Here is a 23,871-nt window from a genome sequence, read left to right on the forward strand (position 1 = left end):
ACGCCGAGGAGCGGCGGTCCGTCGGTGCGGTGACGGCCTAGACTGGCGCCCATGCGTATCGCCCGATTCACCACCGGCGAAGATCCCATGTACGGCATCGTCCAGGAGAAGGACGGCCAGGACATGGTCTACGGGATCACCGGTGACCCCCTGTACACCGAGATCCGACCCACCGGCACCATCGTGCCGCTCGAGGACGTCCGGCTGCTCGCGCCGGTCATCCCGCGCTCCAAGGTGGTGTGCGTCGGCCGCAACTATGCCGCGCACGCCGCGGAGTTCGGCGAGGAGGTCCCCGAGCAGGCCCTGTTCTTCCTCAAGCCCAACACGGCCGTCGTCGGCCCCGGGGATCCCGTGACGATCCCCGAGTACAGCCAGGAGCTCAGCCTGGAGGCCGAGCTCGCCGTGGTCATCAAGCGCATGACCAGGAACGTCGCCCCCGCGGACGTGGCCGATTCGATCCTCGGCTACACCTGCGCCAACGATCTCACCGCGCGCGACACCCAGCGCGCGGAGCAGCAGTGGTTCCGTGCCAAGGCCTTCGACACCTCCTGCCCGATCGGCCCCTGGGTCGAGACCGATCTCGATCCGTCGGCGCTCGCCATCGGCTCCAGCGTGGACGGGGAGAGGGCTCAGGACGGCACCACCGCCGACATGGTCCGCTCCGTCGCCGACCTGATCGCCGAGATCTCCACCGTGGTCACGCTCCTGCCCGGCGATGTGATCCTCACGGGCACCCCGGCCGGGGTGCGCACCGTGGAGGCCGGCTCGAGCATCGACATCACGATCGAGGGCATCGGCACGCTGAGCAACCCCGTCGTCCGCCGCTGACCCGAGCCGCCCGCCGCGGCCCCGCCGGCCCACCGATCCTCATCGCCCGACCCCAGGAGCATCTCGCGTGACCACGTCCCCGGACCAGACCCCCGCCTCGACCACCGACGAGGTCAGGGTGCGCTTCTGTCCCAGCCCGACCGGTACGCCGCATGTGGGACTGGTGCGCACCGCGCTGTTCAACTGGGCGCACGCCCGTCATCACGGCGGCAAGCTGATCTTCCGGATCGAGGACACCGACGCCGCCCGTGACAGCGAGGAGTCCTACCAGCAGCTGCTGGAGGCGATGCGCTGGCTGGGGATCGACTGGGACGAGGGCGTCGAGGTGGGCGGGCCGCACGGCCCCTACCGCCAGTCCGAGCGCGGTGAGATCTACCAGGATGTGATCGCCAGGCTCAAGGACGCCGGGCACATCTACGAGTCCTACTCGACCGCCGAGGAGATCGTCGAGCGCCACCGCGCCGCCGGCCGGGATCCGCAGCTGGGCTACGACGGGTACGACCGCGACCTCACCGAGGAGCAGAAGGCGGCCTACCGCGCCGAGGGCCGCGAGCCCACCTGGCGCCTGCGCATGCCCGAGGAGGACCTGTCCTTCACCGACCTGGTCCGCGGAGAGATCACCTTCAAGGCCGGCTCCACGCCGGACTTCGTCGTGGTCCGCGCCAACGGCAAGCCGCTGTACACGCTGGTCAACCCGATCGACGACGCGCTGATGCGCATCACCCACGTGCTGCGCGGCGAGGACATCCTCTCCTCGACGCCTCGCCAGATCGCGCTGTACCGCGCACTGGTGGACATCGGCGTCGCCGAGCGCGTGCCCGAGTTCGGCCACCTGCCCTACGTGATGGGGGAGGGGAACAAGAAGCTCTCCAAGCGTGACCCGCAGTCGAACCTGTTCCTCTACCGCGACCAGGGCTTCCTGCCCGAGGGCATGGTCAACTACCTCGCCCTGCTCGGATGGGGCTACAGCGCCGACGAGGACATCTTCGGCCGCGAGCAGCTCATCGAGCGCTTCACGGTCGAGAACGTCAATCCCAATCCCGCGCGCGTGGACCTCAAGAAGGCCACCGCCATCAACGCCGACCACATCCGCCTGCTGCCCGAGGCGGAGCTGACCGAGCGGATGATCCCCTACCTCCAGGCCGCCGGTGTGCTGGGGGAGATCATCACGGCCGAGCAGCGCGCCCTGCTGGTCGCGGCCACGCCGCTGGTCCAGACCCGTATGAACCTGCTCAGCGAGGCCCCCGACCTGCTGCGCTTCCTGTTCGTGGCCGACGAGGACCTCGTGATCGAGGACGACGCGCTGAAGAAGCTGGGCGAGGATCCCGTCGGCGTGCTCGAGCGGGCCATCACCGAGGTGGAGGCGGTGCCCGGGGACTCCTTCACCGCCGCGCTGCTGGAGGCCGCCCTGCGCGAGGCCATCGTCGAGGAGATGGGCATCAAGCCGCGACTGGCGTTCGGGCCCCTGCGCAGCGCCCTCTCCGGCCGGCGCATCTCGCCGCCGCTGTTCGAGTCGATGGAGCTGCTCGGCAAGCCCTCGACCCTGGTCCGTCTGCGGGCGCTGCGCGATCGGCTCGCCGAGGGCCAATGAGGGCGCACGGCCGCGCCTGAGAACGCGCGCCGGGGAGCGGGTGCTCAGCCTCACAGCCTGAAGAGGCCTTCTGGCTTTGTCTTGTCCGCGCCGACCCGCTAGAGTTTTACTCCGGCACGCCACGGCGGCTCGGCCCGGAAAGCCCTCGGAATCCACCGGGGATCTTCGCCGGGAAGAGCGCAAAAACGTGTTCTCACCATGGGGTATGGTGTAATTGGCAACACAGCGGTTTCTGGTACCGTCGTTCTAGGTTCGAGTCCTGGTACCCCAGCGCTACACGGCTTCATGAAGTCGTGCAGTCCGCGCCCCGTTCGTCTAGCGGCCTAGGACGTCGCCCTCTCACGGCGGTAACACCGGTTCAAATCCGGTACGGGGTACGACGCGAGATCCACGGATCACGCGGTTCCGGGTTCCTCGGATCCCGGGCAGGCCCCGTTCGTCTAGCGGCCTAGGACGTCGCCCTCTCACGGCGGTAACACCGGTTCAAATCCGGTACGGGGTACGGACAGGAGTCGATGCCAGCAGGCATCGGCTCCTTCGTCGTTCGCGCGCCGGCCCTGCCTCGGGCCCGGCACCCCCGCTCTGGGCTTCGGCCCTCGCAGCGAGTATCGTTGTGACATGAAGCACGCCACGAAGCCACGTATCACGGTCGGGGTCTACGACGCCGACGAATCCGATCGTGCCGTTCGCTGGGCCGCGCGACACGCCGACCATGTCGGCGGCACGCTCCACCTGCTGCACGCGTTCGTGTGGACCGAGCTGGACGTCAACACCGATCCGATCCCGGGCATGACCGGGTCCGGAATCCGCAATGCGGCCCACAGCCTGCTCAAGGACGCCGTGGCCGTCGCCCGCGAAGGGCACCCCGACCTTCCGATCACCTCCGAGATCGTGGACGGCAGCGCCGTGCCGGTCCTGGTCGAGGCGAGCGGCGAGTCCGATCTCGTCGTCGTCGGCGGCCGGGGCATGGGGCGCGTGCTGACGCTGATCGTGGGATCGAAGAGCCTGGCTCTGGCCGCTCGGTCGCACTGCCCCGTGGTGGTCGTGCGCGGCCAGATCGACAGCGACGGCCCGATCGGGCTGGTCCATCACGACAGCGCGGGCGAGGCCCTCATCCGCGCCGCTGATCTGGCGATGGCCTATGGGCGGGACATCCACCTCATCGTGCGCGCCGAGACCAGTCCCGAGCAAGCGCAGGAGATCCTGGCACGCACCAGCGAGCGCATCGCCATCTCCCATCCTCACGTCTTCGTGCGCGACGTGAGCATCGCCGCCTCGGACAGCGCCAAGGAGCTGGTCCACGCCAGCGAGGGCGCGAGCATGATCGTGGTCGCGGGGGAGCGGGCCAAGGGGCCGGACAAACCCGTCTCCGCGCCCCGTCAGCTGGTCACCGTGCTGCGCTTCGCCAACACCCCGGTGTGGATCGAACGAGAGTGAGCCCGCCCGGTGGGCGCCGGACGCTCGGAGTCCGGACCGGCGCCACTCCGCCCGGGTGCCCGAGCGGACCGACCGTGCTCAGGCGCCCGCGCGATGCTCAGGCGCCCGCGCGACGCTCAGGCGCCCGCGCGACGCAGCAGTTCGGTGAGGTGGTTCGCCGAGCTCATCACCGAGGCGGCGTGCAGCCGTCCCGGCTGGCGGGTGATCCGCTCGATCGGTCCGGAGATGCTCAGCGCCGCGACCACGCGACCGTTCGGGCCGCGGACCGGCGCGGAGACCGAGCCCACGCCCGGTTCGCGTTCCCCGATGGACTGCGCCCAGCCGCGACGACGCACGGCGGAGAGCTGGGTGGCGGTGAAGCGCGCACCGAGCAGGCCGCGGTGGAGCCGGTCGGGCTCCTCCCAGGCCAGGAGGATCTGGGCGGCGGAGCCCGCCTTCATCGTCAGCGCCGAGCCCAGCGGGACGGAGTCGCGCAGCCCGATGGGACGCTCGGCAGCGGCGACGCAGATGCGATGGTCGCCCTGGCGGCGGTAGAGCTGAGCGGACTCGCTGGTGTGGTCGCGCAGGGTGGCCAGCACCGGGCCGGCCGCCGCCAGCAGCCGGTCCTCGCCCGCGGCGGCGGCCAGCTCGCCCAGGCGCGGGCCCAGGATGAACCGGCCCTGCATGTCGCGCGTGACCAGATGGTGATACTCGAGCGCCACTGCCAGGCGGTGGGCCGTGGGCCGTGCCAGTCCGGTGGACTGGACGAGCTGAGCCAGGGTGGCCGGGCCCGCCTCGAGCGCACCCAGCACGATGGCCGCCTTGTCGAGCACGCCGACGCCGCTGCCGTTCTCCTCCGAGATCTTGTCCATGCTCCGATACTGCCGTCTTAATTTGTGAGACGCAAGTGCGTCGGATGATGGACCGGCCGACGATGGAGCAGTGCTCAACACCCCTGAGCGCGCATCGGCATGGAAGAACACGCGCCCGCATCCCGGACGCAGGGAAGGATCGACATGGCGGGGACCCTCGCGGAGAAGGTCTGGTCGGATCACGTGGTCCGGCTCGGAGAGAACGGCGAACCGGACCTGCTCTACATCGACCTCCAGCTTCTGCACGAGGTGACCAGCCCACAGGCATTCGACGGCCTGCGCCAGGAGGGCCGGACCCCGCGCCGGATCGACCAGACCCTGGCTACCGAGGACCACAACACCCCGACGATCGACATCGACAAGCCGATCGCGGACATCACCTCGCGCACGCAGATCGACACGCTGCGCCGCAACGCCGAGGAGTTCGGGATCCGCATCCACTCCCTCGGGGACGCGGACCAGGGGATCGTCCACGTCGTCGGCCCCCAGCTGGGCCTGACGATGCCGGGCATCACGGTCGTCTGCGGTGACTCCCACACCTCCACCCACGGGGCCTTCGGCGCCCTCGCCTTCGGCATCGGCACCAGCGAGGTGGAGCACGTCCTCGCCACCCAGACCCTGCCGCTGAATCCCTTCAAGACCATGGCGATCACGATCAACGGCGATCTGAAGCCCGGCGTCACCGCGAAGGACATCATCCTCGCGGTGATCGCGAAGATCGGGACCGGCGGCGGTGCCGGCTATGTGCTCGAGTACCGCGGTGAGGCCATCCGCCAGCTCTCCATGGAGGGCCGGATGACGATCTGCAACATGTCCATCGAGGCCGGTGCCCGGGCCGGCATGATCGCGCCGGACGAGACCACCTTCGAGTACGTCAAGGGCCGCCCCCACGCACCCACCGGAGCGGACTGGGACGAGGCCGTCGAGTACTGGAAGACGCTGCGCAGCGACGACGACGCCAGCTTCGACGCCGAGGTGGTCATCGAGGCCGATGAGCTCGAGCCCTTCGTCACCTGGGGAACCAACCCCGGTCAGGGCCTGCCGCTGTCGGCGTCCGTGCCTGCTCCGGATGATTTCACCGACGACACCGCCAAGGTCGCTGCCGAACGGGCGCTGGAGTACATGGACCTCGTCCCCGGCACCCCGCTGAAGGAGATCCCGGTCGACACCGTCTTCATGGGCTCGTGCACCAACGGTCGCATCGAGGACCTGCGCGCCTTCGCCGAGGTGCTGCGGGGCCGCACCAAGCATCCCGACGTGCGCGTCCTGGTGGTTCCCGGCTCGGCGCGGGTCCGGCTGCAGGCGGAGCAGGAGGGCCTGGATCAGGTCGTGCTCGACTTCGGCGCCGAGTGGCGTCAGGCCGGCTGCTCCATGTGCCTGGGCATGAACCCCGACCAGCTGCAGCCCGGGGAGCGCGCCGCCTCCACCTCGAACCGCAACTTCGAGGGCCGCCAGGGCAAGGGCGGCCGCACCCACCTGGTCTCGCCGGTCGTGGCCGCCGCCACGGCCGTGCGCGGAACCCTGTCCTCCCCGTCGGACCTCGGCGCGCCGGTGGCGCCCTCCGATCTCCAGCCCGTCGCCTGAGGAGCACTGACATGGAAGCCTTCACCACCCACACCGGCATCGGCGTGCCGCTGCGCCGCAGCAACGTCGACACCGACCAGATCATCCCCGCCGTCTACCTCAAGCGCGTCACCAAGACGGGCTTCGACGACGGGCTGTTCCACGCCTGGCGCACGAACGACCCCGATTTCGTGCTGAACCGGCCCGCGTATCAGCACGGCTCCGTCCTCGTCGCCGGACCCGACTTCGGCACCGGCTCCTCCCGCGAGCACGCCGTGTGGGCGCTGCGCGACTACGGCTTCAAGGCCGTGCTCTCGAACCGGTTCGCGGACATCTTCCGCGGCAACGCCGGCAAGCAGGGGCTGGTCGCCGGCACCCTCGCCCAGGACGACATCGAGCAGCTGTGGAAGCTTCTCGAGGAGACCCCCGGCACCGAGGTCACCATCGACCTCGAAGCCCGCCAGGTCCATGCGGCCGACGCCACCTTCCGGTTCGACGTCGACGACTACACCCGCTGGCGCCTGATGGAGGGGCTGGACGACGTGGGCCTGACGCTGCGTCACGAGGCCGAGATCACGGCCTTCGAGGCGAAGCGCCCCGCCTGGCTGCCCAAGACGCTGCCCGCGCGCACCGCCGAGAGCGCCTGAGCGGACCGGGTGGTCCGTCCCCGCCCCGGAGCGCACCCGGATCGCCTGACCAGGAGGTTCCACGGGCGCCATCCACGGGGAGCCACCGCGCACGATGGTGGTCTCGCGCGATGATAAGGACTCGTGAGCGGCTTCCGGGGTGAGACGAGCGTCGCGGCGTCGGCGCAGTGTGCTCCGGTATGGTGTGCCGGTCAGACACCGGGCGTCCCCGACGCCTGTCCCGAACAGCTAGGACGCTATGAGCTCGACATTCCACGTACGTGGAGGACGCCCCCTCGATGGTGAGATCACCGTCCGCGGAGCGAAGAACCTGGTCTCCAAGGCGATGGTGGCCGCTCTGCTGGGCAACGGACCGAGCATTCTGCGCTCGGTCCCGGACATCCGGGATGTCCAGATCGTCTCGCGACTGCTGTCGATCCACGGCGTCAAGATCGAGCGCGACATCGACTCGGGAACCATCCACCTGGACCCGTCGAACGTCGAGAAGGCGCACGTGGCCGACATCGACGCCCACGCCGGCAGCTCGCGCATCCCGATCCTGTTCTGCGGCCCGCTGCTGCACCGCCTGGGCGAGTCGATCATCCCCGACCTCGGCGGCTGCCGCATCGGGGACCGCCCCATCAACTACCACCTCGACGTGCTGCGCCAGTTCGGCGCCGTCGTGGACAAGCGCGAGTTCGGCATCTACATCACGGCGCCGAACGGGCTGCAGGGGACCAAGATCCACCTGGAGTACCCCAGCGTGGGAACCACCGAACAGGTGCTGCTGACCGCCGTGCGCGCCAAGGGCGTCACCGAGCTGACCAACGCCGCTGTCGAACCCGAGATCGAGGACCTGATCTCGGTGCTGCAGAAGATGGGCGCGATCATCTCCCTGCAGACCGACCGCACCATCACCATCGAGGGCGTCGACGAGCTGGGCGGGTACGAGCACGTCGCCCTGCCGGACCGCATCGAGGCCGCCTCGTGGGCCTGCGCCGCTCTGGTCACCAAGGGGTCCGTGTTCGTGCGCGGGGCCCAGCAGAAGCCCATGGCCACCTTCCTGAACACGTTCCGCAAGGTCGGCGGCGGCATGGACATCACCGAGGCCGGCATCCGCTTCTACCACCCCGGCACCCCGCTGCGGGCCATCGCGGTCGAGACCGACGTCCACCCCGGCCTGATGACCGACTGGCAGCAGCCTCTGGTCGTGGCGCTGACCCAGGCCGACGGGATCTCCATCGTCCACGAGACGGTGTACGAGAACCGGCTCGGATTCACGTGCGCCCTGAACGACATGGGCGCCCACATCCAGGTCTACCGCGAATGCCTGGGCGGCTCCAGCTGCCGCTTCGGCCGCAGCAACTACAACCACTCCGCGGTGATCTCCGGGCCCAAGACGCTGCAGGGCAGTGACATCACCGTCCCCGACCTGCGCGGCGGCTTCTCCTACCTGATCGCCGCTCTCGGGGCCGAGGGAGTCTCCACCATCCGCGGGATCGACCTCATCGACCGTGGCTACGAGTCCTTCCGGGAGAAGCTCACCGCGCTGGGTGCCGACTTCTGGGAGAACGGGCGCCAGGAGCACGATCTCGCCGCCCAGGGGGCCGCGGCGCGCTGACCCCGCCCGCTCGCCTCTGCATCCCGCGCCGTCCCGGCTCCGCGCACACCACCGACCACGATCCGAGGGAGCACAGCTGATGACGAGTGATGACGTCCGTGCCCACGCCGATCCCGGCGAGGGCGGTGACCCCCGCAGCGGCAGCGATCCCCGGAGCGGACACGCCATGACGGCGGGCAGCTCGCTGGCGCTGCGCGACATCCCGATCCCGGACTACTGCGATGTGGTCATCGTTCCCACCGGCGGGATCGACGAGCCCGATCCGAGGGTGTGGGCCGAGGCGATCTTCTCGCACGAGAACACCCCGCTGTCCTCACGCGGGATGCGGGCGCTGCGGGACGAGGCGATCCGGTTGCTGGACATGGTCCCGCCACCGGAGAAGGAGTTCGTGGCCGACGAGGTCGTGGGCTCGGAAGCCCTGATCAAGGACGACGACGAGAAGCTGCGGGTGCGCATCGGCGTGGCTCTGCTGCCGGGCGGCGAGCTGCTGCAGGTCACCACGGCCGTGAAGTACCGCTCCGTGCGCGGCCGGCTCGCCTTCGCCCCGCGCCGGCTGATGCACGCCGCCGCGGTCAACACGCTCGCTCGCCGGGCACCGACCACCCTGCGCCGCCGCAGTCTGTCCGGCGGCTCACGGATGCGCAGCATCACCGGGCAGGCCACGCGCAAGGCACTGGGCCGCGCGCCGTCCTCTAAGCCCTGATGGCGGTGAATGCGCTGCCTCGCCGCGTCGCCTGGTCGCGCAGCTGGGACGTCGGGTCCGCTCGGGCTGCGTCGCGGCGGGCCGGCATCGTGATCGGCATCGCCCAGATCGCGGTGCGTCCCCTGGCGACGCTGCTGTCCAGGCCGGTCTGGATCGGAGTGGAGAACCTCCCGGCCGACGGCGCCGTGATCGCGTGCGGGAACCATCTCAGCCCCTTCGACCCGTTCGGCTACGGCCACCTGCTGCAGGCGAACGGGATCGCTCCACGGTTCATGGCCAAGGACGCGATGTTCCGAGTCCCTGTGCTCGGCGCGCTGCTGCGAGGGGCGCGGCAGATCCCCGTCAGCCGCGGCACCTCCCGCAGCAGCGATGCGCTCTCGGCCGCCCGTGAGGCGCTGGGGCGCGGGGAGCTGCTGATGGTCTTCCCCGAGGGCACCTACACCCGAGATCCGCAGCTGTGGCCGATGCGAGCCCGCCTCGGACCGGCCCGGCTCGCCCTGCGGACCGGGGCACCGTTGCTGCCGATCGCGAGCTGGGGAGCTCGTGCCCTGTGGCCCGTCGGCTCCCCGATCCCGCATCCGAGCCCGGGCCGCCGGGTCGTCATGCGCGTCGGCGAGCCGTACACGGTCTCCCGGGCCGAGGGGGAGACCACCCACGCGGCCGCGGTACGGATCACCGAGGACCTCATGGCCAGGATCACCGCACTGCTCGCCGAGATCCGGGACGAGGACCCGCCGCCCGTCGTGCACGATGGGCGTCTGGACGCCCATCGTCCCGAAGCGGGCAGGCCCCAGCGCGGCTACCGGGCCGTGAGGCAGTCATGAGGGCGATCGAGGCCGTCCGCGCCGGCGGCCAGGTCACCGTGGAGGCGGTGAGGCAGCCGTGACCCGTCTGGCAGTCCTCGGTGCCGGGAGCTGGGGCACCACGTTCGCGCAGGTCCTCGCCGACGGCGGCGCCGAGGTGACGCTCTGGGCGCGCCGCGAGGAAGTCGCCCGCGAGATCCGCGAGGAGCACCGCAACAGCACCTACCTCGGTGACCGGGAGCTCCCGGAGGCCCTCTCCGCCACCTCATCGGTCGCCGCCGCGCTCGAGGGCGCCGACGGGATCGTGGTGGCTGTGCCCGCACAGTCGATGCGGGCGACGCTCGCGGCGTGGCGCGAGGAGGCCGGGCTGTCCGCCGGCCTGCCTCCCGTGCCGGTTCTGTCCCTGACCAAGGGTATCGAGCGCGGGACCGACGCCCGCATCAGCGAGATCCTCGTCGGCGCCGGAGGTGTCGACCCGGAGCGGGTCGGCGTGCTGTCGGGCCCGAACCTGTCGGGGGAGATCGCCGAGCGCCGTCCCTGCGCGAGCGTCGTGGCCGCCCCGTCCGAGGAGCTCGCGGGGGTTCTGGCGGGCTGGTGCGAGGCGCCCTACCTGCGCGCCTACACCTCGACCGACGTGACCGGGGTGGAGATCGCGGGCGCTGTCAAGAACGTGGTGGCGATCGCGGTCGGGGCCGCGGCGGGACTGGGGCACAAGCACAACACGACCGCGAGCCTGATCACCCGCGGGCTCGCGGAGATCACCCGCCTCGGCGTGGCGCTCGGCGGGCGCCGGGAGACCTTCGCGGGACTGGCCGGCATGGGAGACCTCGTGGCCACCTGCTCCTCGCCGCTCAGCCGCAATCATCGCCTCGGACTGGCTCTCGGTCGCGGACTCGACGTGCACGCGGCCGTCGCCGAGGTGGGTCAGACTGCCGAGGGCGTCGCCACCGCCCGCGCTGTGGCGGACCTCGCGACGCGCCTGGACGTGGATATGCCGATCGCTGCGGCGGTCGTGGATGTCGTCGATCACGGAGCCCGGATAGACCAGGTCACCACGGCCCTGCTGTCGCGATCCGTCCGGCCGGAATGACTACCCTGCGCATATGAGAACCACCGTCGCCCTCCTGTTCGGCGGCCGCAGCGGCGAGCACGGCATCTCGTGCGTCACCGCGGGCGGCATCATGTCCGCGATCGATCGCGATCGCTACGACGTGGTGGCCGTCGGCATCACGCGTGAGGGTCGCTGGGTGCGCGCCTCCGACGACCCTGCCCACTGGACCATGGTCGACGGGCGTGCGCCCGAGGTCGACCCCGACGGGCCGCAGGTACTGCTTCCCGCCGCACGGCACCGCCCGGGCGAGCGCAGCCTGCTGCGGCAGGTCGACGGCGACGTGGTGACGCCGCTGGCGGAGATCGACGTGGTCCTGCCGCTGCTGCACGGGCTGTACGGGGAGGACGGGACGGTCCAGGGCATGCTCGAGCTGCTGGACATCCCCTACGTGGGAAGCGGCGTGCTCGCCTCGGCCACGTGCATGGACAAGGCCGCCACCAAGACCGTGCTGCGTTCGGCGGGCATCGCCTGCGCCCCGGGGCTCGTCCTCCACGAGGACCGCTGGGCGGCGGACCCGGACGGCGTGCTCGCCCAGCTGCAGCGCGAGCACCCGCTGCCGTGGTTCGTGAAGCCCTCCCGCGCCGGCTCCAGCCTCGGGGTGACGCGCGTCGGAGAGGTCGCCGAACTGGAGGTGGCGCTGAAGACGGCGTTCGCCGAGGACCCCAAGGTGCTCATCGAGGAGACCCTCGTCGGCCGGGAGGTCGAGTGCGGCGTGCTGCAGGCGGCCGACGGTCGCCGGCCGCGCACCACCGTGCCCGGCGAGGTGCGGATCGGCGAGGATCTGGAGTTCTACGACTACGAGTCGAAGTACTTCGGCAAGGGCACGGTGGACATCGATGTGCCCGCCGCGCTGCCGGAGAGGACGCTCGAGGAGGTCCGCGACGTCGCGGCACGGGCATTCACCGTGCTGGGGCTGGAGGGTCTCGCCCGGGTCGACGTGTTCGTCACCGAGGAGGGTGGCGTGATCGTCAATGAGGTCAACACGATGCCCGGCTTCACGCCGTACTCGATGTTCCCTGTGCTGTGGGAGAACATGGGGCTCAGCTACACGGATCTGATCGCGGACCTCATCGAGCAGGCGCGCACCCGGCGGCTGGGCCCGCGCTGACGCGACCGGGACTGCGCTGACGCGACCCGGACCGCGCTGACGCGACCCGGTCAGCGCTGCTCGCTCACGCCTCCTCGCCGGGGCCGACGCAGTAGTCGGTGGCTTCGATGTTGCGGCTGATGACCTGTGCCAGGTCAAGCGCCGCGGCAGAGGGCTGGTCCCCGGCCGCCGAGCGCGGCACCGAGATGTCGATCGCGGGTTCGCGCCCGTAGGTCGTGTACAGGAACATGTCGCCCTCGAGCTCGCGGACGATCCAGTCGATCTGCACGCCGGACCCGTCCTCGAGGGTGGTGCAGATATCGGTGGTGGGGCCGGGCGGGGTGACGCCGCAGCGCATCACCACGGTGTCCTCGCCGCTGCCCCAGGCCGCGGTGCCCTGACTCGAGGTCTCGGTGCGGTCCATGCCCAGAACCTGCGGGGGTGCGCCGACGATGATGTCTGCGCAGACCGGGTCCGTGGCGGCAGGCCCCGGGGGTACCTGCACGGTGCCGCAGGACGCGGCGCCCAGCGTCAGCAGACCCGCAGCGGCAAGGGCGGGCAGTCGGGTTCGAAGCACCCCACGAGGGTACCTTCGTCGTCTGCGGACGAGTCGTGCGGGTCCCGGCGGCAGCAGGGTCACTCCCGGTTCTCGGGCAGACTGGGCACATGAGCGGCGACAACGGCGATGACACCACCCTGGGCGAGGCCGGGCTGCTGGCGCGGATGCTTCCGCATCTCTCCGCCGACCCCCGCGCCGAGGTGGGCCCGGGCGACGATGCCGCCGTGGTGCGCCTGCCATCGCCACGCCTGGTCGTGACCACCGACACCCTGGTGGAGGGTCATGACTTCCTCTCGAGGACGACCACGCCGCGCTGGATCGGCCACAAGGCCGCTGTCCAGAACCTCGCCGACGTCGCTGCCATGGGCGCCCAGCCCGTCTCGGTCGTGGTCGCGATCTCCGCTCCCGGTGATACGCCCGCCCGCGTCTTCGAGCAGATCACCATGGGTCTCGCCCAGCGGGCCGAGGCAGATGGCGTCTCCGTCGTCGGCGGAGACCTCGGGCGCGCGGACCGGTTGACCGTGACCGTGACCGCCCTCGGCGCGCTCGAGGAGAACGAGCCTCCGGTGCTGCGCTCCGGCGCGCGACCCGGCGACGAGATCGCCGTGGGCTCCCCGCGCCTGGGACGCTCCGCTGCCGGTCTGGCCCTGGTTCTCTCCGGACGCATCCGGGTCGAGGACGAGGACGAGGGCGAGGAGGGAGACGGGAGGGCGAAGGCGACGATCCACGGCGGCGGCGAGGACGCGGGGGAGACGCCCGGAGGTTCTGCCACCGACCGGCCGACGGCAGGGTGGTGCCTCGACGATGCCTCCCGTGACCTGGTCAGGTGGCACGACGCACCTGACCCCGATCTGTCCCTGGGGTGGACCGTCGGGCGCAGGGCGAGCGCGATGATGGACCTCTCCGACGGACTGGTCCAGGACGGTACCCGGATCGCGCTCGCCTCGGGCGTGGTGCTCGACCTGGACCCGGAGGCCCTCGCCCCCGATGTGGCCCTGCTCGAGGACCTGGCGCGCGAACTGGACACCGATCCCTGGCAGTGGGTGCTGCACGGGGGAGAGGAGCATGCCATGCTCGCGACCTTCCCGGCCGGATCGGTCCCGGACGGCTTCCGTCCCATCGGGACGGTCCGCGCCGCGGAGGGCGATGTGTCCGCGCAGGCGGGCAGTGCCGGCGGCGGCGCGGGCGCCGGCGGCGCGGATCGTGTGCTGCTGGCCGGGGCCGCGATCACCGGGACCGGCTTTGACCACTTCGACGGTCACACCTGAGGGAGATTCGCCATAAGCAGCGGTTCGGTCGGCCCTTCGGTTCGGCATAGGCTGGAGTGCGCCCTTATCAACGGGCGACCCCCAGCATCGAAGGAGACCCCATGTCGATCACGGTCAAGGCTCTGCAGAAGACCGGCCCCGACCAGCCGTTCCGCGTCGCCACCATCGAACGTCGCAACCCGCGACCGGACGACGTGGTCATCGACATCAAGGCCGCCGGGATCTGCCACTCCGACATCCACACGATCCGCAACGAGTGGGGCGAGGCACACTTTCCGCTGACCGTCGGCCACGAGATCGCAGGCGTCGTCGAATCGGTCGGCGAGAACGTGACGGACTGGACGGTCGGCGACCGCGTGGGCGTGGGATGCATGGTCGATTCCTGTGGCCAGTGCGAGGAGTGCCGGGCCGGCGAGGAGCAGAACTGTCTGCAGGGCGCGGTCGGCACCTACAACGCGATCGACGTCGACGGGACCGTCACCCAGGGCGGCTACTCGGAGAAGGTCGTGGTCGATCAGCGCTTCGTATGCCGCATCCCCGACGGACTCGAGTTCGACGTCGCGGCGCCGCTGCTGTGCGCCGGCATCACCTCGTACTCGCCGCTGGCCCGCTGGGGCGCGGCCGAGACGAAGGACGGAGCTGCCAAGAAGGTCGCCGTGCTGGGTCTCGGTGGACTGGGGCACATGGGCGTCCAGATTGCCGCGGCCATGGGCGCCGACGTCACCGTGCTGTCGCGTTCGCGCAAGAAGGAGCAGCTGGCGATCGATCTCGGGGCGAGCCAGATGCTGGCCACGTCCGAGGACGGGTTCTTCGAGGATCACCGCGGCGAGTTCGACCTCATCCTGAATACGATCAGTGCAGACATTCCGGTCGATGCGTACCTCGGACTGCTGAAGCCGCGCGGTGTGATGGCGGTGGTCGGCCTTCCCCCGAATCGCCAGTCGCTGAGCTTCGGCTCGGTGATCGGCGGCCGGAAGACCCTGGCCGGGTCCAATATCGGTGGCATCGCCGAGACCCAGGAGATGCTCGACTTCTGCGCCGAGCACGGCATTGCCGCGCAGATCGAGACCGTCGGCGTCGAGGAGGTCGATGCGACCTACGAGCGCGTCGTCGCCGGTGAGGTGTACTTCCGGGCGGTCATCGATACCGCGACCTTCGCGGACGTCGAGCCCGCCGCAGTCTGAGCACTGTCTGAGTCGCGCGGGGCCCGGAGCCCGGGCCCCGCGCTGTCGGCGGTGACACGAGCCGGCTCTCGCTGACGCTGGCTGTTGCTCTCGCTGGCTGTTGCTCTCGCTGGCTCTGGCTGCGCCGCCTCTCGCTGGCACCGGGTCCTGCTCGAGTTGGCCCCTCGCTGACCGGTTTCCGCTAGTCGACCGCTTCAGGCTCATCGCCCGGTTTCCGCACGTCGGCCGATTCCGCCGTGCCGGCCGGCCCGGGTGCGCCTCGAGACTCCAAGAGATCGGCAAGTGCTTCCGAGCTCACGGTGGCCGCGGGGTCGAGGATGTAGTTCGTGTGGGCACGGAAATGCCAGTGTCGGCAGTGCGGCTGCGTGAAGAATTGCGAGCGGGGGTTCCTGGTCGACAGAGCGTGTCTCGCGGCACGGTCGAGGCTGCGGTGGAAGATCCCGTGCAGTTCCGGCTCCTCGTCCTCGCCGGTCTGTTCGGCCGGCGGGGGAGACCGTCGCCGTCGGTGAGCAGCGGTGCCCACCGGGTCGAGATTCGTCGCACCGCGACGCGCCTTCTGGCCGTAGCGAGTCGTCCATTCGACCGTTCTCCGGCTGCCGTCGGAGTCGGTGATCACGCGGACGGTCTCCCCGGCCTTCTCCTTCTGGTTGTCCCCGGCGCAGAGCCCGTTGGCGTTCGCCAGTGACGTCGGCCCACCCTCCGCGTGCGGAATGATGTGGTCGTTCTGACGGATATCGGCATTGCAGTGCGGAGCACGGCACGTCTGGTGGCTCCACCTGATGAAGCGCGAGAGCGCCGGTGGGAAGACCCGGGACCGGGACTCGACGGCGACGAGCTCTCCGGAGTCGGGATCGGTATAGAGCCGGCGCAGCGTCAGTGCGAGCTCGGCGTCGTCCTCGCCGGTCATGGCATTTCGCATCTCGTCCCGGATGTGCTCGAACGGCACGGGCCCATAGCCCTCGATGGTGGCGGCATCGGCGTGTCCGGGTGCGAAGAGCGAGCGGTCGGTGATGATGACGCCGATATCGAGCGTGGTGGGATCGACGCCGTCGCCCCGCCCCAGGAGCGTATCGGCCATCAGATCGGCCATGATCTGCTGGTGTCCGCGCCGGTCACCCTCGGCCCGGGCCTTCTCCGCGGCGAGGGAGAGGCCCTTGCGTATGCGGGCGCCCTCGAGCGCGGGCAGCTTGGCGCTCAGGCGGCACATCCCGTCATCGTCATTGCGCACGGTGAGGCTGCGATTCTTCGATGCGCGGATGTGGCGCTTCTCGGCGCCGTCCGGGTCGAGCGTATGCATCACGCGTTGGGTCTCCTCGGCCCATTCCCGCTGCCCACAATCCTCGAGGTTGCCCACGTGCTCGGTCAGGACGGCGTCCACCTGGGTGCGCAGCGCCGGTTCCGCCGTGGCGGTGGCCTTGCTGACCCGGTGTGCGACCTCCGCATTGACCCTGCCCTGTGAGAGCGACGTGAGGATGCCCGGCATGGATCTGACCAGCCGGCGGCATGTCGCCATCGTCTGGCCTGCCGTCGAGGGCGCTCTCCTCAGGGCGCGGGATGCCTCGCTGCGAGCGATGCGTGCCGCCTTCGCCGGTGATTCCTCGCGGGCTGTGCAGTCGTCCTTGATGGCTGATTCCAGGTGCACCACGGTGCGGGCCTGGACTGCGGCCAGTGCACTCGAGAGGTTCTGGATTCCGAGCAGCAGGCTGATCGTGTCCGGAGCGGATAGAGCATCGAGAGCGACTGAACCGTGGGTACCGATCTCGGTGAGCGCGCGGTTCACGGAGAGCAGGTCGATGTCACCGATCTGGAGCTGCTCCTCGCCGGCCGTGAAGGGAAGAGAGCTGCGCGCGTCCGGAGCGGGCTGCGCCGGCGAGTCGGCACTGGGCGCACTGGAGCGGTCGTCCTGACCCACAGGACCTGCACCTCCAGGACCTGCGGCCACGCCATCTCGCTCGTCTGTCATGATCCAAGTATCGCAGGCTTGTGCGATAAAAGACAGGTCATTTCCAAACTTACCGCAAGGTAGCGAGGTAATGTGGACGAATGGCCCCTGTGGAGGAACGGTCGATATCTCACTGCTCGACTGCTCGTGCTGGTCAGGCAGTGTTGGAGCAGCCGTTTCGGGTGGGATGTGAACGGCGGCAGCTGGAAATGTGCGGAGTACTGGCGAGAAGCGCAATAATCCGCTAGGTTGCCCGGCCGCTGAGGTGCGTCTCATGGATTGGGGGGTATTTCACGTACGGTGCGAAATTGTGGACGAGCGGCTGTTGTGGAGGAATAGAGCTCGTCGCGAAGGCGCCAGCCAGTGGGCACTCCTGCTGCGGTCGGAGGTCGTGAGAAAGCGTGCTGGCGTCACAAGGGCCGGGGCCGGCACCGCCGCAGGTGGGCGCTGCTCCACAGGAGCGTCGCCCCCAGACGCACGTGAGCCCCTCCCCGAATCGGGGAGGGGCTCACGGGTGAGTCCGAGTCGGTCTCGCTCAGGCGCCGAGCGTGCTGACCTTGCCTGCCTTGAGGCAGGAGGTGCACACGTTCACGCGCTTGCTGGTGCCGTTGATCACAGTGCGCACGGACTGGATGTTCGGGTTCCAGCGACGCGAGGTGCGGCGATGCGAGTGAGACACGTTCTTGCCGAAGCTCGGGCCCTTGGCGCAGATGTCACACGTGGAAGCCACTGTCGTCTCCTGAAAAGTCGAATTCTGATCGGGTGCCCGCCCATCCCTGCGACTGCTCACCGGCCACGAGGGCGGGAACCTTCTCAGGAGTTGGTGACCAGGGATCGCGCAGGGGCGCTGGCCCCCGGAGGTCAGGGCAACCACGGAAGCATACCCCAGGCGGCGCCTTCTCCAGAAGGGTGCGGGCGAGTCGACCCGCTGTGGATTCCGACACAGCGTCGTACCGCAGTGGCACGATGGTCCCCGCGTGCGCACGATCATCGTCGCACGTCGCAGAGCCGGACTACTGCGCCCACGGGACGCTGACCCGTACCGGCGAGCGCGCACGAGGACCATCACGAGGAGGCACCGCATGGCGAGGAGACCGGAGTCCGCTCGCGGGTCCATGCCGCTGTCCGAGCTGCTCGAGAGCAAGGAGTCCCGCGCCATGGCCTCCTTCGGTGTCAGAGACCTCGACACGATGATGCGGTTCGCTCCCCGCCGCTACACGACCCCGGCCCCGCTGCGCTCCCTCCACGAGGTCCAGGAGGGGGAGGAGGTCAGCGCGATCGTCTCGGTCGTCGACGTCAAGGAGCGGCGCATGCGCAGCCGGCAGGGTTCGATTCTCGAGGTGGTCGTCTCCGACGGCATCGAGAGTCTCACCCTCACGTTCTTCCTCGCCAAGCAGCACCTCGTCCAGTGGCACCGCAATCAGCTGCCGGTCGGCAAGCACATCGTGGTGCGGGGGACCGTCGGCCTCCACAAACAGACGCACGAACCCCAGATCACCCATCCGCTGTACGAGGACTACGAGGACACGCCGGAGGGGCGCATGCGGGCGCAGCGGCCCCTTCCGGTCTATCCGCTGAAGAAGACCATCGCCCAGCGCACCATGCGCTCGGCCACGGAGAAGGGCGTCGAATTCGGGGACCGGCTCAGTCGGCCGGTCCCGGCGGAGGTGGTCGCCCGGCGCGGACTGCTGCCGCTGGCCGAGGCGGTCCGCAAGGTGCATGTCCCGTGGACCCTGGCGGAGACCCGCGCGGGCCTCGCCCACCTAGTGTTCGAAGAGGCGTTCGTGCTGCAGGCGATCTTCGCCCAGCGCCGCGCCCAGGATGCGCGGACCCCAGCCCCGGCGCTGCGGGCCGATGGGCCGCTCCAGCCGGCCTTCGACGAGCGCCTCCCCTTCGAGCTGACAGCCGGGCAGCGGGAGGTCGGCGGGCAGATCATCGACCGCATCCGCCAGGACCATCCCACCAGTGTGCTGCTGCAGGGCGACGTCGGCTCCGGCAAGACCGTCATCGCACTGCGTGCCATGCTCCGGGCCGTCGACTCGGGCCACCAGGCGGCGCTGCTGGCCCCCACCGAGGTGCTGGCCGAGCAGCACTACCGGACGCTGACGGCCCTGCTCGGCGATCTGGCGCGGGCCGGGCAGCTGGACGGCCACCCCGACGCCACCCGGGTGCGGCTGCTGACCGGGTCGCAGCGGACCGCGGCCCGCCGCGAGACGCTGCTGGATGTCACGTCCGGGCAAGCCGGGATCGTGGTCGGAACCCACGCCCTGCTCACCGAGAGCGTCGAGTTCGCTTCGCTCGCGCTCGTGGTCATCGACGAGCAGCACCGCTTCGGCGTGGACCACCGGCGCCGGCTGCGCACCAAGGGCCCGGCGGGGACGAGTCCCCACGTGGTGGTGATGACCGCGACCCCGATCCCGCGCACCGCGGCCCTCGCCACCGTGGGCGACCTCGACGTGCTCACCCTGCACGAGAGCCCGGGAATGCGCGCGGGTGTCGAGGCGTTCGTGGTCCACGAGTCCAACCCGAAGTGGGAACAGCGGATGTGGCAGCGCGCCGGTGAGGAGATCGCCGCCGGACGCCAGGTCTTCGTCGTCTGCGCGCGGATCGACGAGGCGGGCGACGACGCTCCGGCGCCGCCCCCGATGGACCCCGAGAGCGGTGCCACGCCCATGCCCGTCGCCCGCGGCGTCACCGAGACCGCCGAACTCCTCGCGAGTCGTCCCGAACTGGCCGGGGCTCGCATCGGGGTACTGCACGGGCGGCTGAGCACCGAGGAGAAGCAGCAGGTCATGGACCGCGTCGTGGACGGCGAGATCGACGTGCTGGTCGCGACCACGGTCATCGAGGTCGGCGTCGACGTTCCCAACGCCTCGGTGATGATCGTGCTGGATGCGGAGCGCTTCGGCGTCTCCCAGCTGCACCAGCTGCGAGGCCGGGTGGGCCGTGGCCGGCACGCCGGCATCGCCTTCCTCGACACCCGGGCCGTCGAGGGCTCCGAGACCTCCCAGCATCTGCAGCGGGTCGCTTCCGCGGCCGACGGATTCGCGCTGGCCGAGCTCGACCTGCGGCGACGCGGCGCCGGAGATCTGGTGGGGGAGGAGCAGTCAGGCCTGCAGCGCACCCTGAAGCATCTCGACGTCATCCGTGATGCCGAGGTCATCGAACAGGCACGCGAGGACGCCTTCGCCGTCGTCGAGGCCGACCCGGACCTGAGCTCGCATCCTGACCTCGCCGGGTCGATCGAGGACCGCCTGCGCGACGCCGACCCCGACGTGGAGAGGAGCTGACATGCCGCGGATCATCGCCGGCAGTCTCGGAGGCCGCACGATCCCCGGGCCGCCCGGGAAGGGCACCCGGCCGACGTCCGACCGCGTGCGCGAGGCGCTGTTCTCGCGTCTGGACGGGTGGGACGCGATCGAGGGAGCCCGCGTACTGGATCTGTACGCCGGCACCGGTGCTCTGGCGTTCGAGGCCCTCTCCCGCGGCGCCCGGGCCGCCCTGCTGGTCGAATCCCACGCCCCGACCGCCCGGCAGCTGCGCCGCACCGCCGCCGAGCTGGGCCTCGAGGGCCGCTGCGAGGTGCGACCCGGGAAGGCGGAGAGCATCGCCGCCCACCTGGAACCGTCCGGTGCCGGGTACTCGCTGATCTTCCTCGACCCGCCCTACGCAGTCACCACCGAGACCCTCGAGGCGCTGCTGGTCACGCTGCGTCCCGCGCTCAGCGACGACGCGCTCGTGGTCGTCGAACGCTCCCGCCGCTCACGAGAGCTGGCCTGGCCGGACGGCTGGGCGGACGACGGCACCAAGGCCTACGGCGAGACCGTGCTCCAGTTCGGCGGGCCGTCGTCGGAGCCGGGCGAGACCTCCTGAGTGCCGAGCACGGCGAGCAGGTCGAGCTTGCCCGCCGCCTCGCTGTGCGGGGGAGCGGTCAGCACCAGCAGCACCTGTGACCGGTCCTCCGTGAACAGGGCCTGGCAGTCCACCTCGATCTCGCCGAGCTGCGGGTGCAGGAGCACTTTGTGGTCCGCGAAACGCTGCGCCACGATCTGTTCCTCCCACAACCGGGCGAACTCATCGCTGCGCTCGCGCAGCAGCGCGGCCAGCTCGGCGGCCCGGGACCGTGGGCCCCATGCCCCGTAGGCGGCACGGAGCGAGGCGACCTGTGCCCGGCTCTGACGCTCGTGATCGGACGCCGGGTACATCGCCCGCCCGTGCGAGGGGTCGGCGAACCACCGGTAGATCGCGCTGCGCTCCCAGCCCGTGAGGTGACCGTTGCTGCCGAACAGGGCGGTGGCCGGGCCGTTCTGGACCAGTGCCTCCTCGAGTGCGGACAGGATCAGCGCCGGCGTGTCCTGCAGACGGTCCAGAACCCGCATCAGCTGCGGGGCGACGTAGTCCTCCTGCGGCATCCGTTCCGGGGCGGGGTGCCCGGCCACCCGGTAGAGATAGTCCCGCTCATCGGCGCTGAGCCGCAGCGCCCGGGCGAGGGAGGAGAGCATCTGGGTGCTCGGCTGCGGACCGCGACGCTGCTCGAGGCGCGTGTAGTAGTCGGTGGACATCATCGCCAGCTGCGCGACCTCCTCGCGGCGCAGACCGGGGATCCGACGCCTCGCGCCCGGGCCGAGGCCGACATCTGCGGGGAGCAGGGAGGCGCGTCGGCGCGAGAGGAACTCGGCGAGGGCGGCTCGGTCCACACCAGCCCTGTCCATCGCAGTTCCCTCCATCGCAGCCTCTTCCGTCGGCGCCCTGCCTGTCTCCGCAGTATCGCCCCCTCGAGCCCGCCGCAACCAGGGATCGCTGATCCCCCGATGAGCGCGGCCTGGTGCGGGCCGGCACGACCGCACAGACTCGAGACCATGAACATCACCGGACACACCATCTTCATCCCCGGCGCGACCAGCGGCATCGGCCTCGCCCTCGCCGTGCGACTGCACGCGAAGGGCAACCGCGTCATCGTCGGCGGGCGGCGCACCGAGCTGCTCGAGTCGATCGCCGCCGAGCATCCCGGGATCGACACGGTCGAGATCGACACCTCCGATCCAGCCAGCATCAGCGCTGCGGCGCAGCAGGTCCTCGCCACGCATCCGGACCTCGACATGCTGGTGGCGATGGCCGGGATCATGCGGGTGGAGGACTGGCAGGACCCGTCGGACTTCCTCCCTACGGCGGAAGCGACGGTCACCACGAACATTCTCGGCCCCATCCGGCTGATCGCCGCGTTCATGGAGCATCTGCGAGCCCAGGAATCGGCGACGATCATGACCGTCTCCTCCGGTCTGGCCTTCGTGCCCCTGCGTGCCACCCCCACCTACAACGCCAGCAAGGCCGCGATCCACATGCTCTCGGAGTCGCTGCGGCTCCAGCTCGCCGGCACCGGCATCGACGTGCTCGAGCTGCAGCCGCCGGCCGTGCGCACCGCCCTGATGCCCGGCCACGAGGACAACGAGGCCGCGATGGGACTGGACGAGTTCGCCGACGAGGTCATGGAGATCCTCGAGACCCAGCCGGAGGCGACGGAGATCCAGGTCGAGACGGTGAAGTTCCTGCGCTATGGCGAGGCGCGCGGTGACTATCCCCAGGTGGTCGCGGCCGTGAACGCCACCGACCCGCACAACCGCTGACCGGCACCAGCCGCCACAAGCGACGACCCCCGCTGAGCGCGGGACCGCCCGGAACCCATCGGTCGCTACCCTCTGAGCGTGACCACGACTCTCCACGACCTCGACTGGCCCGTCCGCACCGACCGCCTCGAGCTCCGACCGGCCCGACCCGAGGACGCGGACGAGATCTGGCCCTGGTACCGGCGGCCCGAGGTCCAGGAGTGGACGACCACGCTGAGCACCACCCTCGAGGACCACCGGCAGCGGTGGGAGAGCCGTCTGGACATCAGCCTCGGGGGCCGGCGCGACGGTGGCATCGTCGCCGTCGGCAAGATCGACCGTCAGGACCCGTGGTCCCAGACCGACATGGTCGAGCAGGCCCGCGGCCGGCAGGCCGAGGTCGGCTGGGTGCTCGACCCCGCCGTCCAGGGACAGGGCCTCGGGACGGAGTTCGCCGCGGCCCTGCTGGACCTCGCTTTCGAAGGGCTCGGCGTCCGCCGGGTCGAGGCCGGCTGCTTCGCCGCCAACCTCGCCTCGCGCCGCGTCATGGAGAAGATCGGCATGCGCTGCGAGGGCGTGTTCATCGAGGAGTCCCTGCACCGCAGCGGACGCTGGCTGGACGGGATGAGCTGGGCGATGCTCTCGCGCGAGCACCACGCGCGAGGAGTCAGCCCCAGGCAGCCGCGTCGGTGAGACAGAAGGCGTGGCCAGCGGGGTCACGCAGCACGATCCACGTCTCGCCCGGCTGCAGGGAGGGACGCTCCGCACCGAGTTCCACGCAGCGCGCCGCCGCGGCGTCGAGGTCCTCGACGGCGAGATCGAGATGGAACTGCTTGCGGCCGTCGTCCGGCCACGAGGGCCGTTGATAGTCGGGGATCGCGCCGATGCCGAGGGCGTGGCTCGGCCCGGTGAGCATCGCGTACTGCTCGCTCAGGTGCACGATCGGCCAGCCGAGGAGGGCGGACCAGAACTGCGCGATCGGCTCGGTCTCGGCGGCGTCGAGCGTGATCATCGCCAGGGAGGCGACGGGCGCGGCGGCCGTGGAGGGCGTGTCAGTCGTCGTCATAGCTGCCACACTGCCGCCATGGAGCATG

At 70.4% G+C, this 23,871-nt stretch carries 22 protein-coding genes and 3 tRNA genes; 19 read left to right on the plus strand and 6 right to left on the minus strand.

What is annotated here, in order from left to right:
- The first annotated feature begins 51 nt into the window (after window positions 1-51).
- The 6 genes from AC5020_RS01990 (at window position 52) to AC5020_RS02015 (ending at window position 3,856) form a co-directional block, all read left to right on the plus strand.
- On the plus strand, window positions 52-828 hold the full coding sequence (locus AC5020_RS01990; RefSeq protein ID WP_464987023.1) for a fumarylacetoacetate hydrolase family protein: 777 nt from the start codon (window positions 52-54) through the stop codon (window positions 826-828).
- A 67-nt stretch (window positions 829-895) separates the two neighbouring features.
- On the plus strand, window positions 896-2,419 hold the full coding sequence (gene gltX / locus AC5020_RS01995) for a glutamate--tRNA ligase (RefSeq protein WP_464987024.1): 1,524 nt from the start codon (window positions 896-898) through the stop codon (window positions 2,417-2,419).
- A gap of 199 nt (window positions 2,420-2,618) precedes the next feature.
- Window positions 2,619-2,690 (plus strand) — tRNA-Gln (locus AC5020_RS02000).
- Window positions 2,691-2,723: 33 nt separating this feature from the next.
- A tRNA-Glu gene (locus tag AC5020_RS02005) sits at window positions 2,724-2,796 on the plus strand.
- A gap of 52 nt (window positions 2,797-2,848) precedes the next feature.
- A tRNA-Glu gene (locus AC5020_RS02010) sits at window positions 2,849-2,921 on the plus strand.
- Window positions 2,922-3,037: 116 nt separating this feature from the next.
- Window positions 3,038-3,856: a universal stress protein gene (locus AC5020_RS02015; RefSeq protein ID WP_464987025.1), complete on the plus strand. Its 819-nt coding sequence runs from the start codon at window positions 3,038-3,040 to the stop codon at window positions 3,854-3,856.
- Window positions 3,857-3,972: 116 nt separating this feature from the next.
- Here the strand turns inward: AC5020_RS02015 and AC5020_RS02020 are convergent, their stop codons facing one another.
- On the minus strand, window positions 3,973-4,707 hold the full coding sequence (locus AC5020_RS02020) for an IclR family transcriptional regulator (protein WP_464987026.1): 735 nt from the start codon (window positions 4,705-4,707) through the stop codon (window positions 3,973-3,975).
- Between the two features lie 144 nt (window positions 4,708-4,851).
- Between AC5020_RS02020 and leuC the strand changes: the two genes are divergently transcribed.
- The 7 genes from leuC (at window position 4,852) to AC5020_RS02055 (ending at window position 12,242) form a co-directional block, all read left to right on the plus strand.
- Window positions 4,852-6,291, plus strand: a complete 1,440-nt coding sequence (gene leuC, locus AC5020_RS02025; RefSeq protein WP_377794111.1) for a 3-isopropylmalate dehydratase large subunit — start codon at window positions 4,852-4,854, stop codon at window positions 6,289-6,291.
- 11 nt (window positions 6,292-6,302) lie between these two features.
- Window positions 6,303-6,917, plus strand: coding sequence for a 3-isopropylmalate dehydratase small subunit (gene leuD / locus AC5020_RS02030; RefSeq protein WP_377016436.1), 615 nt, complete (start codon window positions 6,303-6,305; stop codon window positions 6,915-6,917).
- Window positions 6,918-7,155: 238 nt separating this feature from the next.
- Window positions 7,156-8,517, plus strand: coding sequence for a UDP-N-acetylglucosamine 1-carboxyvinyltransferase (gene murA, locus AC5020_RS02035; RefSeq protein ID WP_464987027.1), 1,362 nt, complete (start codon window positions 7,156-7,158; stop codon window positions 8,515-8,517).
- Between the two features lie 79 nt (window positions 8,518-8,596).
- A complete protein-coding gene (locus AC5020_RS02040; RefSeq protein ID WP_464987028.1) occupies window positions 8,597-9,220 on the plus strand; it encodes a DUF2867 domain-containing protein in 624 nt (207 codons plus the stop codon).
- Entirely contained in the window at window positions 9,220-10,044 is an 825-nt protein-coding gene (locus tag AC5020_RS02045) for a lysophospholipid acyltransferase family protein (protein ID WP_464987029.1), read from the plus strand. Before AC5020_RS02040 ends, AC5020_RS02045 begins: the two co-directional genes overlap by 1 nt.
- A gap of 58 nt (window positions 10,045-10,102) precedes the next feature.
- On the plus strand, window positions 10,103-11,113 hold the full coding sequence (locus tag AC5020_RS02050) for an NAD(P)H-dependent glycerol-3-phosphate dehydrogenase (protein WP_464987030.1): 1,011 nt from the start codon (window positions 10,103-10,105) through the stop codon (window positions 11,111-11,113).
- Window positions 11,114-11,126: 13 nt separating this feature from the next.
- Window positions 11,127-12,242, plus strand: coding sequence for a D-alanine--D-alanine ligase family protein (locus AC5020_RS02055; RefSeq protein WP_464987031.1), 1,116 nt, complete (start codon window positions 11,127-11,129; stop codon window positions 12,240-12,242).
- Between the two features lie 64 nt (window positions 12,243-12,306).
- Here AC5020_RS02055 and AC5020_RS02060 read toward each other — a convergent pair whose 3' ends face one another.
- Complete coding sequence (locus tag AC5020_RS02060) at window positions 12,307-12,798, minus strand: DUF3515 family protein (protein WP_377016448.1); 492 nt, start codon at window positions 12,796-12,798, stop codon at window positions 12,307-12,309.
- Window positions 12,799-12,887: 89 nt separating this feature from the next.
- Between AC5020_RS02060 and AC5020_RS02065 the strand changes: the two genes are divergently transcribed.
- Together AC5020_RS02065 and AC5020_RS02070 are read left to right on the plus strand one after the other, a co-directional pair.
- Window positions 12,888-14,048: a thiamine-phosphate kinase gene (locus AC5020_RS02065; RefSeq protein WP_464987032.1), complete on the plus strand. Its 1,161-nt coding sequence runs from the start codon at window positions 12,888-12,890 to the stop codon at window positions 14,046-14,048.
- Between the two features lie 101 nt (window positions 14,049-14,149).
- Window positions 14,150-15,232 (plus strand): NAD(P)-dependent alcohol dehydrogenase, encoded by a 1,083-nt coding sequence (locus AC5020_RS02070; RefSeq protein ID WP_464987033.1) that lies wholly within the window; start codon window positions 14,150-14,152, stop codon window positions 15,230-15,232.
- Window positions 15,233-15,413: 181 nt separating this feature from the next.
- Here AC5020_RS02070 and AC5020_RS02075 read toward each other — a convergent pair whose 3' ends face one another.
- Window positions 15,414-17,195 carry a DUF222 domain-containing protein gene (locus AC5020_RS02075; protein WP_464987034.1) on the minus strand — a complete coding sequence of 594 codons (1,782 nt, stop codon included), beginning with the start codon at window positions 17,193-17,195 and terminating at the stop codon, window positions 15,414-15,416.
- A 514-nt stretch (window positions 17,196-17,709) separates the two neighbouring features.
- Window positions 17,710-17,904 (minus strand): 50S ribosomal protein L28, encoded by a 195-nt coding sequence (rpmB, locus tag AC5020_RS02080; RefSeq protein ID WP_377016456.1) that lies wholly within the window; start codon window positions 17,902-17,904, stop codon window positions 17,710-17,712.
- A 352-nt stretch (window positions 17,905-18,256) separates the two neighbouring features.
- Here rpmB and AC5020_RS02085 point away from each other — a divergent pair, with 352 nt between their 5' ends.
- Both AC5020_RS02085 and rsmD read left to right on the plus strand, forming a co-directional pair.
- On the plus strand, window positions 18,257-20,464 hold the full coding sequence (locus AC5020_RS02085) for an ATP-dependent DNA helicase RecG (RefSeq protein ID WP_464987035.1): 2,208 nt from the start codon (window positions 18,257-18,259) through the stop codon (window positions 20,462-20,464).
- A gap of 1 nt (window position 20,465) precedes the next feature.
- Window positions 20,466-21,047 carry a 16S rRNA (guanine(966)-N(2))-methyltransferase RsmD gene (gene rsmD / locus AC5020_RS02090; protein ID WP_377016460.1) on the plus strand — a complete coding sequence of 194 codons (582 nt, stop codon included), beginning with the start codon at window positions 20,466-20,468 and terminating at the stop codon, window positions 21,045-21,047.
- Here the strand turns inward: rsmD and AC5020_RS02095 are convergent.
- The gene (locus tag AC5020_RS02095) at window positions 20,987-21,871 is read right to left on the minus strand and encodes a helix-turn-helix transcriptional regulator (RefSeq protein WP_494564383.1); all 885 of its coding nucleotides are present in this window, start codon (window positions 21,869-21,871) and stop codon (window positions 20,987-20,989) included. The two genes, rsmD and AC5020_RS02095, sit on opposite strands and share 61 nt — an antisense overlap.
- Before the next feature lie 162 nt (window positions 21,872-22,033).
- On the opposite strand from AC5020_RS02095, the gene AC5020_RS02100 reads away from it, so the two are divergent.
- Window positions 22,034-22,798 carry an SDR family oxidoreductase gene (locus AC5020_RS02100; RefSeq protein WP_464987037.1) on the plus strand — a complete coding sequence of 255 codons (765 nt, stop codon included), beginning with the start codon at window positions 22,034-22,036 and terminating at the stop codon, window positions 22,796-22,798.
- A gap of 78 nt (window positions 22,799-22,876) precedes the next feature.
- Window positions 22,877-23,470: a GNAT family N-acetyltransferase gene (locus AC5020_RS02105; protein ID WP_464987038.1), complete on the plus strand. Its 594-nt coding sequence runs from the start codon at window positions 22,877-22,879 to the stop codon at window positions 23,468-23,470.
- Here AC5020_RS02105 and AC5020_RS02110 read toward each other — a convergent pair.
- Window positions 23,445-23,843 (minus strand): VOC family protein, encoded by a 399-nt coding sequence (locus tag AC5020_RS02110; RefSeq protein WP_464987039.1) that lies wholly within the window; start codon window positions 23,841-23,843, stop codon window positions 23,445-23,447. The genes AC5020_RS02105 and AC5020_RS02110 overlap by 26 nt on opposite strands.
- Window positions 23,844-23,871: the final 28 nt, after the last annotated feature.

The organism is Brachybacterium sp. SYSU DS0246 (assembly GCF_059391765.1).